Consider the following 16,643-nt stretch of genomic DNA (forward strand, 5'->3'; position numbering starts at 1 on the left):
GCCCGACCAACAAAGATTCTGGGATGGTGAACGGTCCGAAAATCGCCATTACCGGCGGGCTGCTCGCTGATCCCGCGCAGGATGCGCCGATCCACGGCACGCTGCTGATCGCGGGTGACGCCATCCTTGCCAGCGGCACGGTCGATGTGCCGTCTGACGCGGAAATTGTCGATGCGACCGGCCTTGTCGTCGCGCCCGGCCTTGTGGACCTCGGCGTGTTCAAGACCGACAAGCCCGCCTTCCATTTCGGCGGCATCACCCGCGCCGCGCTGATGCCCGATCAGTCCTCGCCGCTGGACGACGTTGGCCTCATCCGCGAGGCGACGCGCAAGGGCAAGCCCGATTTCTGGGTCCACCCGATTGTGGCGGCAACCAAGCGGCTGGAAGGCGCGGAGCTGGCGGAAATCGGCCTGTGTCGGGTCGCGGGGGCCAAGGCGGTGGGCACCGGGCGCAGTTGGATCGCGGATTCGGGCGTGATGCACCGGGTACTGAGCTATGCGAGCGGGCTGGGCCTCACGGTCATTTCCCATGCCGAGGACGCCGGGCTGGCGGGCCGGGCGGTGGCGACCAATGGCGAGACGGCGACGCGGCTGGGGCTGGCGGCGGCACCCGCCTGTGCCGAGGCGATGGCGATCGCGCGCGATATCGCGCTGGTGCGCGAGACCGGCGCGGCGATCCATTTCCGGCTGGTAACGACCAAGGCAGGGTTCGACCTTATTCGCGCCGCAAAGCGGGAAGGCCTGCGCGTCACCTGCGGCATATCGCCCGCGCACCTGTTCCTCGCCGACAATGCAGTGTCGGACTATCGCACCTTCGCGCGCCTCTCTCCGCCGTTGCGCTCAGAGGATGATCGCAAGGCCGCTCTGGCGGCGGTGGCGGACGGCACGATAGACGTCATCACCTCCAGCCACGATCCGCGCGGGCCGGAGGACAAGCGCCTGCCCTTTGCCGATGCCGCGCCGGGCGTTGCGGGAGCCGAAACTTTGCTCGCGCTCTCGCTCAATCTGGTGCGGGACGGCGTGATCGGCATTACCGGCCTGATGCGGCTGCTCTCCGCCAACCCCGCGCGGATTTTGGGCGTGAACGCGGGCAGTTTCTCAGGCGGAAGCCCGGCAGACGTCATCCTCGTCGATCCCGATACGCCGTGGATCGTCGACAGCAACCGCATGGCGGCGGCGGCGGGCAACACCCCGTTTGACAAGCTGCCGGTGCAGGGCCGGGTCAGGCGCGTGATGAAGGGCGGCGTCTTTTACTAGAGCATCGTGCCAAAAAGTGGGAACCGGTTTTTGGCAAAAAACGATGCGACAGCAAAAAGTTAGAGCGCGCATCTTGCGTCAGATTTAACGCAGCGCGCTCTAGGGGCTAGGGGCTAGGGGCTAGGGGCTGTGGGGATTTCAGCCCATATGGGCCTGCATGCGCCTGAAATGAGAGGGGCCGCCAGCGCACTCAAGCACTGACGGCCCATCATGACATGGTCAGCGGTCGGAAGGCTGACCTGATCGGGAAATGAAAACCGCGCTTTCCTGAGTGAAACCCCGCATCACGCTCATGTCATCCGCGCGATGAAGGGGGGCAATCAGGACGCGGCGCTGTATCGCCGCCTAGCTGCGCATCCCCCGAACGGACTTGTCCGACCCTCTTGCTGAACCATGAGACATCGGATCACCTCCTTTCGCGCTGTTGAAGCCTGCGTAACCGGGGCATTGTCAGACCAGACGCTTAAAAAACCACCGGCCACAGCTGCACTGTGAGTCATATTGGCGGTGCGATCAAGGCTTGTAATTTTCTTTTTTCGAATCATACTCCGCGCTTCGCCTTTCATCTGGCGCACACCGCGTTCACCCCCGGCAATCCTCGATCACCCGCGCCACTTCGGCCCAGGCTGGCACAGCTATAGGCTGCGCGCCGGGCGCCTCCACGGCAAAGCGGCCTCGGCTGAAGATCATGCGGTCAAACACGCCATCCACGGCCGCGCGGGTAGCAACGGCAAGGCTGGTTGCTGCGCCCGGCGCGCCGCCGGGCAGCACCGGCCATTGCGCATCGCCCGATGTGGTGCGGATCGTCATCTGCCCGATAATCAGTTCGGCAGGCGCGGCGGAGGCGCGCGAGACGGAAATGCGATGTGTCGCTACGTCGCACCGGAGGATAAGCTGCGCGGGCTGGCCCGGCGCGCCGAAGCTGGCGAGCGATCCACCGTCAACCGCGCGATAGCTCCAGTCTCCCGCCGCGACCGGCCATTCGCGCCAGTCCGCAGAGAGCGGCACGGCTATCGGGGCGGGTGGTGGTGGTGGCGGTGGCAGCGGCTGAGGCGTTGGCTTGGGGCCGCAACTGGCGAGAATAAGCGCGCCTCCGAGGATGCAGGCGAGGCGAAGCGGGCTGGATATAGTCATCCCGCCCCTTATGACCGCGCAGGCTGCCCGGCTCAAGGGCCGCGCTGCGATCCGGTCATGCCCAGCGGCGGATGATGCTCTGCTGCATCTCCTCGGCGGTCTTCAGCACCGAGAGATTGGCGTCATAGGTGAGCTTGGCGGTGAGCTGCTCGATCATCTCGCTGGCGATATCGATGTCAGCCGCTGCCTGACGCGGCGCGGGGGTTACGCCGCCTTGCGGAGCGGAGTCTGGCGCGGGCGGATTTGCGCTTGCACGCGCCACGCGCGCTGCGCTTGCGTCAAAGCGGGAGAGGCTGGACTGTATGCCCGACAAGGAAATGCCGATCGCCTGCATGCCGAAAATCCTCCACGCCGATTGCACCCCATGCCACGGCGCGGATTAAGCGCGGGTGGCGAGATGTGGTTAGCGGGGGATCAAGTATCAGAATTTGCGCTGCGTCTTGCCGAAGCGCAATTTGCGCGTGCCCGGCTTGCCTTCGGTCGCGCGGCCGCGGGGGGTGGTGCGTTGCTCCGACGGCGGCAGGCCCAGCTCCGCCGCTTCGAGCTGCTTGATCTCGTCGCGCAGGCGGGCGGCTTCCTCGAACTCCAGATCGGCGGCGGCGGCGCGCATTTTCTTTTCGAGATCCTCGATATGGCTGCGCAGATTGTGGCCGACGAGGTGCGGGGTGTTCTCATCGATCTCGACGACGACTCCATCGCGGCTGGCGACATCGCCCACGATATCGCTGATGTTGCGCTTGATGGTGGTGGGCGTGATGCCGTGCGCATCATTATAGGCGCGCTGCTTCTCGCGCCTGCGCCCCGTCTCGGCCAATGCGCGCTCCATGCTGCCCGTCACACGATCCGCATAGAGGATGACCCGCCCGTCGACATTGCGCGCGGCGCGGCCGATAGTCTGAATCAAGGACGTTTCAGAGCGCAGAAAGCCCTCCTTGTCCGCATCCAATATGCCGACGAGGCCACATTCGGGGATGTCCAGCCCCTCGCGCAGCAGGTTGATGCCCACCAGCACGTCATAAACGCCGAGCCGCAGATCGCGGATCAGCTCGATGCGCTCCAGAGTCTCCACATCGGAGTGCATATAGCGCACCTTCACGCCCGCTTCGTGCATGAACTCGGTCAAATCCTCGGCCATGCGCTTGGTCAGCGTGGTGATGAGCGTGCGATAGCCCTTCGCCGCCGTCAGCTTCGCCTCGTGGATCATGTCCTGCACCTGATCCTCGACCGGCCTGATCTCCACCGGCGGGTCGATGAGGCCGGTCGGGCGGATCACCTGCTCGGCAAAGACGCCGCCGGTGCGCTCCAGCTCCCAGCCACCCGGCGTGGCGGAGACGGAGATGGTCTGGGGGCGCATCGCGTCCCACTCGTTGAAGCGCAAGGGCCGGTTGTCGATGCAGCTCGGCAGGCGGAAGCCATATTCCGCCAGCGTTGTCTTGCGCTTGTGGTCGCCGCGCGCCATCGCGCCCAGCTGCGGGATCGTCTGGTGGCTTTCATCGACAAACAGGATCGCGTTTTCGGGCAGATATTCGAACAAGGTCGGTGGCGGCTCGCCCGGCATGCGGCCGGTGAGGAAGCGGGAGTAATTCTCGATCCCCGCGCAGCTTCCGGTTGCGGCGATCATCTCCAGATCGAAGTTGGTCCGCTGCTCCAGCCGCTGCGCCTCCAGCAGCTTGTTCTGTGCGTTCAGATCGGCGAGGCGCACGGCCAGCTCGGCGCGGATGCTGTCCATCGCCTGCTTCAGCGTGGGGCCGGGGGTTACGTGGTGGCTGTTGGGATAGATGGTGATATAATCGAGCTTGGCAGAGGCCTTTCCGGTCAGCGGATCGAACTCGGAAATTTCCTCGATCTCGTCACCGAAGAAGCTGATCCGCCACGCATTATCCTCATAATGCGAAGGGAACACCTCCAGATTGTCACCCCGCACCCGGAAGGTGCCGCGCACGAACGCGGCGTCGTTGCGCTTATACTGCATGGCGACGAGCTTGCGGATGATCTCGCGCTGGTCCTCCACCTGGCCCTTCTTCAGCGCGCAGGTCATCGCCGCATAGGTTTCGACCGAACCGATGCCATAGAGGCAGGAGACGGAGGCGACGATCAGCACATCGTCCCGCTCCAGCAGCGCACGCGTGGCCGAGTGGCGCATCCGGTCGATCGCCTCATTTACGCTGCTCTCCTTCTCGATATAGGTGTCAGAGCGCGGCACATAGGCTTCGGGCTGGTAATAGTCGTAATAAGAGACGAAATATTCGACCGCGTTGTCCGGGAAGAAGCTCTTGAACTCGCCATAAAGCTGCGCGGCGAGAATCTTGTTGGGCGCGAGGACGAGGGCAGGGCGCTGCACCGCCTCTATCACCTTCGCCATCGTGAAGGTCTTGCCAGAGCCGGTAACGCCCAGCAGCACCTGATCTTTCTCGCCAGCAACCGCTGCCTCGACCAGTTCCTCTATCGCGCGGGGCTGATCGCCCGCAGGTTCATAATCCGACACGATGCGAAACAGCTTGCCGCCGTCTACCTTGTCCGGCCGCGCCGGGCGGTGGGGAACGAAGGTTACGCCCGTTTCCGGCTCGTCGAGATTGGTGCGGATCATGATGCTCATGACACGAGATATGGAGCCGGGGTGCGCCGCGCGCAATGGTGTGTGAGACGCTAACCCTTGCCTCAAGGCTGCCAAATCCCCATAGGGCATGGTATATGAGTCTGAGCAGGACGTTTTGGGAGCAAATGACGTGGTAGTGGCAAACTGGGCGCCCGATAGCTGGCGCGGCCATGAAGGGCTGCAAATGCCCACCTATAATGATGCGGCGGCGCTGGGCGCGGCGGAAAAGCAGCTTTCGAGCTATCCCCCGCTGGTGTTCGCGGGCGAATCGCGCGCGCTGATGGCGGACCTTGCGGCGGCGCAGCGGGGCGAGGCGTTCCTGCTGCAGGGCGGCGATTGCGCCGAGAGCTTTGCCGAGTTCCACCCCAACAATATTCGCGACACCTTCCGTGTGCTGCTGCAGATGGCGGTGGTGCTGACCTTCGCCTCCAAGCTGCCGATCGTGAAGGTAGGGCGCATGGCGGGCCAGTTCGCCAAGCCGCGCTCCGCAGGCACCGAGGTAATCGGCGGGGTGGAGCTGCCCAGCTATCGCGGCGACATCATCAACGACATCGCCTTCACGCCGGAGAGCCGCGAGCCGGATCCGCAGCGCATGGTGCAGGCCTATAACCAGTCCGCCGCCACGCTCAATCTGCTGCGCGCGTTCGCACAGGGCGGCTATGCCAACCTGCATCAGGTGCATCGCTGGACGCTCGATTATATGGGCCGCAGCCCATGGGCCAAGAAATTCGCGCAGATGGCCGACCGGATCGGCGAGGCGCTCGATTTCATGAAGGCGTGCGGCATCGATGCCGACACCGTGCCGCAGCTCAATGGCACCAGCTTCTATACCAGCCATGAGGCGCTGCTCCTCCCCTATGAGCAGGCGCTGACTCGGCAGGACAGCCTCACCGGCGGCTGGTATGACACCTCCGCGCACATGCTGTGGATTGGCGATCGCACCCGCTTCGAAGGCTCGGCGCATGTCGAGTATCTGCGCGGCATCGGCAACCCCATCGGCATGAAATGTGGGCCGAGCCTGGAGCCGGATGCTCTCATCCGCCTGCTCGATGTGCTGAACCCGGACCGCAAGGAAGGCCGCATCACGCTCATCACTCGCTATGGGCATGACAAAATCGAGGCGGGCCTGCCCAAGCTGGTGCGCGCGGTGATGAGGGAGGGCCACCCGGTTCTGTGGTCATGCGACCCGATGCACGGCAACGTCATCAAGGCGGCCAATGGCTATAAGACGCGCCCGTTCGAGCGGATATTGGCCGAAGTGCGCGGCTTCTTCGCCGTGCACCGGGCCGAAGGAAGCTTCGGCGGCGGCATCCATGCCGAAATGACCGGCCAGAACGTGACCGAATGTACCGGCGGCGCGATCGCGATTACCGACGAGGGGCTGGCGGATCGCTATCACACCCATTGCGACCCGCGCCTCAACGCAGCGCAGTCGCTGGAGCTGGCGTTCCTGCTCGCCGAGATGCTGAACGACGAGCTCGCGGAGCGGCGCAAGGCCGCGGCGTAATTCGCTTGATTTGGCGGGGCGGCCGCGTTAGGTGGCCGCTCTCGCTGACGCATATGCAGCGCGGCCCCTTCGTCTAGCGGTCAGGACGCGGCCCTCTCACGGCTGAAACACGGGTTCGATTCCCGTAGGGGTCACCAGCCAAGCGATTTATCGAAAGCTGGGCGGTTCCACGATCTATTGCTCAATCGCTTCCGCTGCCTAGACAGTGCGCATACTTTTACCGCGCAACCACAAATAACGCTCTGAATTCAGAATCGTCGGCACTAGCTGGGCTGCTGAGGATACCCCGGCCTTGTGATAAGCTTGTTGGCGACAAGTCAACACGGTGCCGGGCATTGTCATTGGGGTGCGATGGCCCAGCTTGTCGCCTGCAGCATCCATCTGCGTAACAATCTGGCAGCCCTTCAACCATTGTGCAGCCGGTTCGATGTCGAGAAAGAGGCTCTCAACGCATAGAACGCCATGGGGCTTTGGGCACTTGAGACGATGATCAAGCGTCACGGCGGCACGTTTGCGTTAGGCTGCGGCCCCGGCCTCGCCGACTGCTGCCTCATCCCCCAGATCGCCTCGGCGCACCTGTTCAAGGTCGGCATCTCCCCCCCCCTGTCCCCGCATTACTGTCATCGATAAACACTGTGCCACTTTTGCCCATTCCTCCGCACACAACCGCAAAATCAAACCGACGGGGATATATAAGGGCAGACATAAGAGGGCTTCAAAAGCAAGCTACGCACAAATGGGTTCTTGGCCCTACTCATCCGCCCGCTCCAGATTCCAATTGACGCAAACTGCGTGCGCCGTCATTGTTAGTCATGTAATTAACTAACTCTTAAGGTGCGGCCGGGCAACTCGCCGGTCCCGCCCTGAAAATGGACTCGCAATGACGGAAGCGTATATTATTGATGCGGTGCGCACCCCGCGCGGCATCGGAAAAATCGGGAAGGGTGCGCTTGCGCATCTTCACCCTCAGCAACTGACTGCGGTGGTCCTGCGTGCAATTGCCAGCCGCAATTCTCTCGATACGGGCACCGTAGATGACATCATCTGGTCCACCTCAGCCCAGCGCGGCAAGCAGGGGGGCGATCTGGCCCGCATGGCCGCGCTGGATGCAGGGTTCGACATAAGTGCATCCGGCGTGACGCTAGACCGCTTCTGCGGAGGCGGCATTACCAGCGTGGCGCTCGGCACCGCACAGATCATGAGCGGCATGGAGGAGTGCATCATCGCCGGCGGCACCGAGATGATGAGTTACACCTCCGAACGCGAGCGCACCGAGGTGGCGGGCGGGCTGGAGCCTACGCTCATGGGCGCCCAAAACCCTAGCCTCGATCTACTCCATCCCCAGTCTCATCAGGGCATTTGCGCCGATGCGGTTGCGTCGTTGGAGGGCATCGGCCGGGCAGAACTGGATGCATGGGGCGCCGAAAGCCAGCGCCGGGCAGCCATCGCCATCGCGGAAGGCCGCTTCGCCAAGTCTCTGGTGCCGGTGTGCGACGATCAGGGCGCGGTGGTGCTGGACCGTGACGAATATCCGCGTCCCGGCACGACGGCCGAAGCACTGGGGCAGCTCAAACCGGCCTTCGCGGCGCTGGCAGACTGGGCCTATAACGAGCAGGGAGATAGCTTCCGCAAGCAGATCCTGCGCCGTTATCCCGATCTCGCGATAGAGCATGTTCATCATGCGGGGAACAGTTCAGGCGTGGTGGACGGCTCCGCCGCCATCCTGCTCGCGTCGCGAAGCTATGCCGAGCGGCACGGCCTTGCTCCCCGCGCCCGCATCCTTGCCACCGCCAATATGGGTGACGATCCGACGCTGATGTTGAACGCGCCCGTACCCGCCGCACGCAAGGTGCTCGAAAAGGCGAAGTTGCGCATCGAGGACATCGACCTTTGGGAGATCAATGAGGCGTTCGCTGTCGTGACGGAAAAGTTCATCCGCGCTCTTGGCCTCGACCGGGCGAAGGTCAATGTCAACGGCGGTTCGATAGCGCTCGGTCATCCAATAGGCGCGACAGGCGCAATTCTTATCGGCACTTTGGTCGACGAGCTGGAGCGAACCGGAAAGCGCTATGGCCTTGCCACAATGTGTGCGGCTGGAGGCATGGCACCAGCCATCATCATCGAACGTATCGATCACTTCGTAGATTGAGGAAGACCATGGACATCACCAAGGAAACCGTAGCAGTCGTCACAGGTGGTGCATCCGGCCTGGGGGCTGCAACCGCACGGGCGCTCGCCGCCAAGGGCGCACGCGTCGCGATTTTCGACCGCAATCAGGAACTGGGAACCGCGCTTGCCGCTGAGATTGACGGCATCTTCTGCAGCGTCGATGTCACGGACGACGCGTCGGTCGATGCCGGGTTCGCCCGCGCCCGCGCCGCCCACGGCCAAGAACGGGTACTGGTCTGCTGCGCAGGCGTCGGCAATGTCCACCGCACGGCTAACCGGTCGCGGACCGACGGCTCGATCCGCCACTTCCCAATGGATATTTTCGATCTGGTCATTCAGGTCAATCTCGTCGGTACGTTCCGGTGCGTTGCAAAATCCGCCGCGGGGATGCTGACCCTTGATGCGGGCGAGGATGGCGAACGCGGGGCTATGGTGCTGACCGCATCGGTCGCGGCAGAAGACGGGCAGATGGGACAAGCCGCCTATTCCGCATCCAAGGGTGGCATTGTCGGCATGACCCTGCCCATCGCGCGCGATCTGATGAGTGAAGGGATACGTGTGAACACGATCCTGCCTGGCATTTTTGATACGCCATTGATGAATTCCGCACCCGATGCCGTAAAAAGCGCGCTTGCTGCATCGATTGCCTTTCCCAAGCGCTTCGGTAAACCGGAGGAATATGCCCGCCTGGCCATGGCCATGATCGAGACGGCCTATTTCAATGGCGAGGATGTCCGGCTGGATGGCGCGATCCGTATGCAGCCGCGCTGAGGAAATGGGGAATCGGGAATGTCGGGAGAAATGTTGGCGGGTCGCACCGTTCTTGTCACCGGGGCGTCGGGTGGGCTGGGCGAGCGGTTTGCCCGAATTTGCGCAAATGCCGGCGCGGCGGTTGTGCTGGCCGCGAGACGTACGGAGCGGCTTGAGACCATCGCGGCAGAGCTGCGCAATACAGGTGCCAAGACCCTGGCCCTTCCTATGGACGTCACCAGCGAAGCTTCGGTCGAAGCGGCGTTTGACCGGGCGCAGGCAGAGCTGGGCGTGATCGACTCCGTGGTGGCCAATGCCGGGATAGAACATTCTGGACGCGTGAATGACATCGCGATCGAGGATTTCGATGCCGTCTTCGCGGTCAATGTGCGCGGTGTATTCCTGACCGCACGGACGGCCGCGAAGCGGATGCAGGCGGCCGACATAGCCGAAAGGGGCCGGATCGTCCTGATCTCCTCGATCACGGCACGCATCGTGTCGCCCGGAATGACGCCCTACAGCGTATCCAAGGCGGCGGTTAGCCATATGGGCCGACAGCTGGCACGCGAATGGGTTCGCACCGGACCGAATGTGAACTGCCTTTCGCCCGGCTATATCGCATCGGATCTGGTCAACGACTGGTTCGCGAGCGAAGGAGGCCAGAAACAGATGAACGGCTTCCCGCGCCGTCGGCTAGTTGAGGAAGACGGGCTGGATGGCGCCCTGCTCTATCTGTTGTCAGATGCGGCACGCAACACGACTGGCTCTGACATCACGGTGGATGACGGGCAGACGCTCTGACATGGGGTTTCGACCTCAGACGATCAGGCCCAGACGCCGCCCCCTCGCCACCGCGTCGCCCCGGCTGGTCGCGCCCAGTTTCGCGTTGATGTTGCGTAAATGGGTGCGGATCGTACTGTCCGACACGCCAAGATGTTTCGAGAGACGCGCATTGGAATAACCCTCGGCCAGCAGGCGCAAGACATCGATCTCCTTGGGCGTCAAATGGTCTGCCCCCATGTCGGCGGCAGTATCGGGCGCGTCCAGGCCCGGCGGCAGCGCATCTAGCAGCGTATTGAGATAGGATGCAAAAACAGGATTTGAGCGGCCCAGCTTTTCTTCAATGGCGGGTAGCGCGTAGGAGCGCACGGCGCGCGCTACGTGCGCACCCTCATCGACAATCAGGCGGACATACCCCTCGCGCGCGCATTTCATCAACGTGCTGCGCATCGTGGAACGGGACCGGCGCGCATCTCCGTTCATCAGCAATGCCGCAGCCTCCAGCAAACGTAGCGCCAACAGACGGCGGAGCCGGGATGATCGGCGGGCATCCATAATCTCGGTTTCGATCAGGGCAAGCGCCTCGCTCGCCCGGTGTTCATGGAGGTACAGGCGGATGCGCGCGAGATCTAAGGTATCGAGATCGTTAGCGATCAGTCGTTGTTCCCGTACACGCAACCAGAGCGTCTCTTCCTCCAGATTCGTAAGCTGGATCGCCGCTGACGCTCCATTGCCCTGTCGCAGGAACAAGCGTGCGCGTTCGAGCCGCGCTCCGGCCACCACTCTGCGCAAGCCATTGCGCTTGCCTGCCGCCTCCAGTTCGACCAGCAGTCGGTATGCCTCGTCTATGTCTCCTTCTTCGAAGGAAACGCGTGACAGGTATGTATAAGCCATGATCAGGTGATCAGGCATCCCGGCATCGCGGACGAACGGCAGGTGGAAGCGCAGGAGGCGCGCCGCCCGGTCAAGCTCGTTCACCTCGTAATAGGTGTAAGCATGGAGGACCCCCGCCCATGCGAAGCCGTTGAACGAAAAAATCTCGTCTTCGCGCCGGGTGCGCACGGCTATGTCGAACCGCGCCTTCGCGTTGCGAAAATTGTCTTCCTGAAGGTCCATGATGCCGCGCAAGGCTTCCGCATACATGGCAGAGAAAACCGCGCGGCTTTTGCGGGGGTTGTCCTCCGCCAGATCGAGCTGCTCCCGCGCCTTGTCGGCCAGACCGAGCGAGGCAAAGACATTGGCCATGCAGATATGGAATACCTCGCGTGTGTATCGGGACGCCCCGGCGAAGTAGGCCGATGCGGCGATGCCCGCATCATGCGCCGCAGGAAAATTGTCGAGCATGGCGTGGATCATCGGCAGCATGCACACCGCATCCGCGTAAGATGGCACATCGTCGCTGTGCAACAGGCCATAGCGATCCAGAACATCCTCGGCAGCGCGCGGCCCGGCGGTAAAGCAGGTCGCCCATGCCTGCACGATCTGTAACTTTGGCGCTGTCTTCATCGCATCCGCAGGCAAGCTGTCGAACCAGCGAGAGAGCAGACGAACCCGGCCTTGTTCAAGAAGGCTGAACCCCACGCCGTTCAGAAATTGGATGGCATCCTCATACCGCTGACACGCGATGGCGTGGTCGACAGCGGCCACCATCCGCCCCTGGGACTGATACCAGATCATCGCCTTGTGATGGAGGCGATCAACCTCCTCCGGTTGCTCGCTCTCCAAACGCCCCTGCAGATAGCTTCGGAACAGGCTGTGATACTTGTAGATATCCGCCTCGGCCGCCTTGGAAATCGGCACTCCTGTTCGGATCAGCTCGTCGATGACGGATGCGCTGGTACGCTGGCTGAAAATGGCGTCGCATAGCCCGGCATCGAACGCCTTGAACAGCGATGTCCGCAATAGGAATTGCCGGGTGTGTTCGGGCTGCGCCATAAGTATTTCTTCGGCGAGATAGGCTGACATTTCCGCCTGCGATCCCGAAAACCTGCTGACGAAATTCTCTGGATCAGCCCCTCCGTCCAATATCGTGGACGCCAGGCGGATGGCGACTGGCCATCCTTCCGTCTTCCTGTAAAGATGGAGCAAGTCTGCCGCTGGGAGAGACGACCGGCCACTGCGGCTCAGATACTGCGCCATTTCCTGCTCGCTGAACTGAAGCCGTGAGACGTCAATCTGCACCATGCTGCCACTGGTCTTGAGCTTCGCAAGACCAATAGCAGGCAGGGTGCGGCTGCCGATGACGACGCGGCCATGCGCGGGTGTCGACCTCATGATTTCTTTCACCAGTTTCAGCGCAGAGGGATCGTTGATCTGCTCGAAATCGTCGAGGAACAGGGCATAGGGCCGTGAGGCTTGGAAAAACCGCTCAATGAAGCGGTCTACCGACATTGCGCCATGGCTGTCCCACGCCGGTTCGGTCAGCCTTCGCGTGGCGGCATCCAGGCTCTGCAGCAGTCGATCGGGATCGTTGTCTGACGCGTCCAGGCTCAACCAGACGGGGGTGACACCCCTTGCCGTCAGATCCTCGGCGACCTGTGTCATGGAAACAGTCTTGCCGTACCCGGCCGGCGCGACAAAGAGCGTAAGCCGCGCATGGTGCGCAGCCAGAACCTGCTCGCAAATCGCTGTGCGGCGCAACCCATCCTGCAGGCTTGTGGGCTGAAACAGCTTGGCGCCGAAATGGGAATGGCTGGAACGAATGGCGTTACTTTCTGACAGGCTGTGCGGTGCGCCGGGTGCTCTGGCCCCGGCTGATCATGCAACGTTCCAAGAGTACTGGCAATGACCCGATAACGCGCCGTCCGGGGTCAGAACCTATGGATGCCCGCTCCGTGCGGCATGATACTCACTGACCAGTCGGCGGACGATCTGCGCAACCGGTTCGAGGCGCTCGATACTCCCGGCGGCCTGCCCGGCGCTCCACACGTTCGCGAAGGAATAATAATCCTCGGCAGGCGTCGACAGGATCTCGCCACGAGCGTCCATCACACCCGCTTCGACGAGCCTTGCGCGGACGAAATTGGCTGGCATCCCGGATATTCGGTCGGTCAGGATGATGTCATCCGCCGTCGCTGCCACGACTGCATCCTTGTGTTCTCTGGGCGCGAGACTCTCGTTAGACGCGAGGAACCGGGTTCCCATATAGCCGAAGTCCGCACCCAGCAGTTCGAGAGCCGCCAACTCGGCACCATGCGTCACACACCCCGCGATGGCCAGCGGACCATCGAAGATGGCGCGTACCGCAGCGGTAAAGGCGAAGGGGTTGAGCCATCCTGTATTTCCTCCAGCCCCCGCCGTGAGCAGGACGAGGCCATCCGCCCCCGCGGCAATGGCCTTCGTCGCATGGCGCATTGTTGCGACATCGGAAAATACAATACCCCCATAGTCATGGATCGGCGCGACGACGGTTTCTGGCGACCCCACGCTGGTGATCACGACCGGCGGCTTGTGGCGCAGGATCAGCGCGAAATCCTCATCCCGACGGGGGTTACGCCGGTCTAGGATCAGATTGACAGCATAGGGCGCGTACCCGACCGTCTCCTCGGCAATGCGCGCGAACCATCGGTCGAGCTCGTCGGGCGTCCGGGCGTTCAGGGACGGAAAGCTGCCGATGATCCCGCTGCGGCAAGCCTCGATAACCAGATCCGGCCCCGAAACCAGAAACATCGGCGCGGCAATGGCGGGAACCGAAAGACCCTGCCGCAGCCTGTATCGCTTGTCCGTGCCACTATCCTTGCTCATATATTGCGCTCCTGGCCCTCCCAATAAGGCTGGCGAAGAAGCTTTTTCAGAATCTTGCCGGTGGGGCTGCGCGGCAGGCTATCCGAAAATTCAATCGATTTGGGGGATTTGACACTGCCCAACCGCGATTTGCAATGCGCGATCAACTCTGCTTCGGAGAGGGTTTGGCCATCCTTGAGCTGAACCACTGCTTTTACCGCCTCGCCCCATTTGGGGTGGGGAATACCGAATACAGCGGCGAACAAGATCGACGGATGCTCTGTGAGACATTCCTCCACCTCAGCCGAAAAGACGTTGAAGCCGCCGCTGATTATCATGTCCTTCTTGCGATCGACCAGCGTGACATACTGCTGGTCGTCCTTGATGCCGATGTCCCCACTATGCAGCCAGTCGTGCCGGTACAGGTCCGCCGTCGCCGCAGGATTGTCGAGATAGCCCGCGCAATTGCCCCAGCTGCGCATCACCACCTCCCCGCTTTCTCCGGGGCCGACCAGTGCGCCACTGTCATCCATGATCTCCACACGGCGCATCAACGAAGCACGCCCGACCGAGCGGAGACGTAAATCCAAGCGCGTGCTGACGCCGGGGCGATGCTCTTCGGGGCGCAGGACGGCGATGGGGCCATTGGCCTCGGTCTGGCCGTACATGTTGTACAACACCTCGCCGAAGCGGCCCATTGCCTCGACCACGCGGGCGGAAGCCATCGGCGCCCCCGCATAGACAAGAGCCTTGAGCGAGCTGACATCATGCGGATGGGTCTTCAGGTGATCCAGCGCGAGGTAGACGAGCGTGGGCGGCAGGAATACGACCTCAGCGCGTTCCGTTTCGATCGTGCCTAGAATCTGATCCACCTTTGCTTCCGGCAGCAGGATATGCGTGGACCCGACCGCAGTCAGTGCAAAGAGCAGCGATCCGGCAAAATGCGTCACCGGTGCCGCTACCAGATGCTTCACAGGGTCATGCAGACGCAGTCCGAAGAGCATGTCGACCGTGACCGCAAGCGCGGTCATGTGTGTCTGGATCGCGATCTTGGGATTGCCCGTCGTGCCGCTGGTGCCGAAATAGGCCCATGCATCGCCCGGAGCGGCGGGCACGTCCCGCACCGGCGCGCCTTCGGGTGCCATCCAGTCGTCCAGACCCGGAAAGCGCGTGGCCGTGCTGTCGAGACAGACAAGCTCCTCCAAATTCGGGCAATCCGACAGCAGAATCTCGACCGTGCCCAAATGTTTGGAATGGAAAAAGAGCGTTCGTGCGCCCACCCCATTGAGATAGGCTGCGATGTCAGGGAGGGGATTGCGGTCGCTTGCCGGGGCGAGCGGGCGACCGGCGCGCATCGCGCCGTACATCGCCAGCACGCAGCGATAATCATTGGGCGTGAGAAGTGCGACCGGTCCCGCAACATCCGCCTCGCGTTGCAGTGCCGCACCAATCCGCTGAATGAGCACCGCGCTATCGCGATAGGACGTCTCGACATCGCCTTGCTTGAGGAAGACATGATCCGGATAGAGGCTCTCCGAACGGTCGAAAAAGTCTATCAGGCGCACGTCATCTGATCTCCGATCTGCGTTTCCTGCCATCCCAGACGCTGATCTTGTGTTTAGATTGCGCGTGCCTTGCGGAAAATCGTCGGAACCGACGATGCCAGGTTCGCCGGGACATTTTATGATGCGCAGGAGAGGGGCGAGAGGAAGAGATGCCATGCTAGCAGTCGGTCATTCGCAGTTCGGTCCCGGCGATCAGGTTGCCGAGTTGATCGAGGTACTTCCGCCCCCCGCGCCTGAGGCCGGACAGGTGCTGATTGCCATGGAAGCGGTGCCGATCAATCCGGGCGATTTGTTGCGCTTTGAGGGGCGTTATGGGAAAGACATCGCCACCCTGCCGATCTTTGCCGGTGGAGAAGGGGTGGGCAGGGTTATAGACGTAGGCGCGGATGTTAGGCACCTGAAGTGCGGCGATCGGGTGCTGGCTCACCAGGTGTTTGCAAAAACCGGCACTTGGCGCGAACAGATACTGATGCCCGCCGCCGTGCTGGTGCCTCTGCCCGACAACGATCCGCTCCAGCTTTCGATGCTGATGGTCAATCCGGCGACCGCGCGCCTGATGCTCACGGAGTTCGTCGACCTGCAACCCGGTGAATGGGTGATGCAGAATGCCGCCAATTCCGGAGTGGGCTGTTACCTCAACCGACTGGCGCAGGCGCGCCAGTTGCGCCTTATCAACATCGTGCGCCGCGAAACGGCGGTGGCCGAAGTGCGGCAGACAAGTCCCGACGCCATCGTCCTGACTGATGGTCCTGATCTGCCGGAGCGGGTCGCTGCACTGACGGGAGGCGCGCTGCCCCGGCTCGCCATCGATGCCATCGGCGGAGAGGCGACCCAAAATCTCGGTTCCAGCGTGGCCGAAGGCGGCGTGGTGGTGAACTACGGGCTGCTGTCGGGCGAGGCATGCCGCATTGCAGCGCGCGACACGGTGTTTCGCGATGTGTCGTTGCGGGGCTTCTGGCTGGCGCGCTGGTGGAACACAGCATCGCGAGAGGAAATCGCTGCACTCTATACCGAGCTGGGCGCCATGCTGGGCAAAGGCGACCTCACGATCCCGGTGGAGGCGACCTATCCGCTGGCCCGCGTCAAAGACGCGCTGGCGCACGCCGCGAAGCCCCATCGTAGTGGAAAGGTCATCATCACGATCCCCTGAACTGTCGCGATAA

The 16,643-nt window shown here is 62.6% G+C and carries 13 protein-coding genes and 1 tRNA gene; 8 read left to right on the plus strand and 6 right to left on the minus strand.

Features of this window, described 5'->3' with window-relative positions; translation table 11 throughout:
• Positions 1-23 precede the first annotated feature (23 nt).
• Positions 24-1,256 carry a dihydroorotase gene (locus EQG66_RS05990; protein ID WP_129403690.1) on the plus strand — a complete coding sequence of 411 codons (1,233 nt, stop codon included), beginning with the start codon at positions 24-26 and terminating at the stop codon, positions 1,254-1,256.
• 582 nt (positions 1,257-1,838) lie between these two features.
• Here the strand turns inward: EQG66_RS05990 and EQG66_RS05995 are convergent.
• The 3 genes from EQG66_RS05995 to uvrB all read right to left on the minus strand — a co-directional run bounded on the left by EQG66_RS05995 (position 1,839) and on the right by uvrB (position 4,986).
• On the minus strand, positions 1,839-2,390 hold the full coding sequence (locus EQG66_RS05995; RefSeq protein ID WP_129403691.1) for a hypothetical protein: 552 nt from the start codon (positions 2,388-2,390) through the stop codon (positions 1,839-1,841).
• A 55-nt stretch (positions 2,391-2,445) separates the two neighbouring features.
• Positions 2,446-2,724 carry a flagellar basal body rod C-terminal domain-containing protein gene (locus tag EQG66_RS06000; protein WP_129403692.1) on the minus strand — a complete coding sequence of 93 codons (279 nt, stop codon included), beginning with the start codon at positions 2,722-2,724 and terminating at the stop codon, positions 2,446-2,448.
• A gap of 87 nt (positions 2,725-2,811) precedes the next feature.
• Positions 2,812-4,986, minus strand: coding sequence for an excinuclease ABC subunit UvrB (uvrB, locus tag EQG66_RS06005; RefSeq protein WP_129403693.1), 2,175 nt, complete (start codon positions 4,984-4,986; stop codon positions 2,812-2,814).
• 88 nt (positions 4,987-5,074) lie between these two features.
• Here uvrB and EQG66_RS06010 point away from each other — a divergent pair, with 88 nt between their 5' ends.
• The 5 genes from EQG66_RS06010 to EQG66_RS06030 all read left to right on the plus strand — a co-directional run bounded on the left by EQG66_RS06010 (position 5,075) and on the right by EQG66_RS06030 (position 10,213).
• Positions 5,075-6,493 (plus strand): class II 3-deoxy-7-phosphoheptulonate synthase, encoded by a 1,419-nt coding sequence (locus tag EQG66_RS06010; RefSeq protein WP_129403694.1) that lies wholly within the window; start codon positions 5,075-5,077, stop codon positions 6,491-6,493.
• A 62-nt stretch (positions 6,494-6,555) separates the two neighbouring features.
• Positions 6,556-6,630: transfer RNA gene (locus EQG66_RS06015), tRNA-Glu, on the plus strand.
• Positions 6,631-7,373: 743 nt separating this feature from the next.
• Positions 7,374-8,642 carry an acetyl-CoA C-acetyltransferase gene (locus tag EQG66_RS06020; protein WP_129403695.1) on the plus strand — a complete coding sequence of 423 codons (1,269 nt, stop codon included), beginning with the start codon at positions 7,374-7,376 and terminating at the stop codon, positions 8,640-8,642.
• Between the two features lie 8 nt (positions 8,643-8,650).
• Positions 8,651-9,433, plus strand: a complete 783-nt coding sequence (locus EQG66_RS06025) for an SDR family NAD(P)-dependent oxidoreductase (RefSeq protein ID WP_129403696.1) — start codon at positions 8,651-8,653, stop codon at positions 9,431-9,433.
• A gap of 18 nt (positions 9,434-9,451) precedes the next feature.
• A complete protein-coding gene (locus EQG66_RS06030) occupies positions 9,452-10,213 on the plus strand; it encodes an SDR family NAD(P)-dependent oxidoreductase (protein ID WP_129403697.1) in 762 nt (253 codons plus the stop codon).
• Between the two features lie 15 nt (positions 10,214-10,228).
• On the opposite strand, the gene EQG66_RS06035 is transcribed toward EQG66_RS06030, so the two are convergent.
• Positions 10,229-12,736, minus strand: a complete 2,508-nt coding sequence (locus tag EQG66_RS06035) for a winged helix-turn-helix domain-containing protein (protein ID WP_129403698.1) — start codon at positions 12,734-12,736, stop codon at positions 10,229-10,231.
• Between the two features lie 51 nt (positions 12,737-12,787).
• On the opposite strand from EQG66_RS06035, the gene EQG66_RS15705 reads away from it, so the two are divergent.
• Positions 12,788-12,910: a hypothetical protein gene (locus tag EQG66_RS15705; RefSeq protein WP_281273912.1), complete on the plus strand. Its 123-nt coding sequence runs from the start codon at positions 12,788-12,790 to the stop codon at positions 12,908-12,910.
• A 99-nt stretch (positions 12,911-13,009) separates the two neighbouring features.
• Here EQG66_RS15705 and EQG66_RS06040 read toward each other — a convergent pair whose 3' ends face one another.
• Positions 13,010-13,936, minus strand: a complete 927-nt coding sequence (locus EQG66_RS06040; RefSeq protein ID WP_129403699.1) for an NAD(P)H-dependent flavin oxidoreductase — start codon at positions 13,934-13,936, stop codon at positions 13,010-13,012.
• Positions 13,933-15,480 carry an AMP-binding protein gene (locus EQG66_RS06045; protein ID WP_164975603.1) on the minus strand — a complete coding sequence of 516 codons (1,548 nt, stop codon included), beginning with the start codon at positions 15,478-15,480 and terminating at the stop codon, positions 13,933-13,935. The genes EQG66_RS06040 and EQG66_RS06045 overlap by 4 nt, the downstream gene beginning before the upstream one ends.
• 154 nt (positions 15,481-15,634) lie before the next feature.
• Here EQG66_RS06045 and EQG66_RS06050 point away from each other — a divergent pair, with 154 nt between their 5' ends.
• Positions 15,635-16,630, plus strand: coding sequence for a zinc-dependent alcohol dehydrogenase family protein (locus EQG66_RS06050; protein WP_129403701.1), 996 nt, complete (start codon positions 15,635-15,637; stop codon positions 16,628-16,630).
• Positions 16,631-16,643: the final 13 nt, after the last annotated feature.

It is taken from the genome of Sphingobium fluviale, assembly GCF_004122115.1.
Taxonomy (GTDB): Bacteria; Pseudomonadota; Alphaproteobacteria; order Sphingomonadales; family Sphingomonadaceae; genus Sphingobium; species Sphingobium fluviale.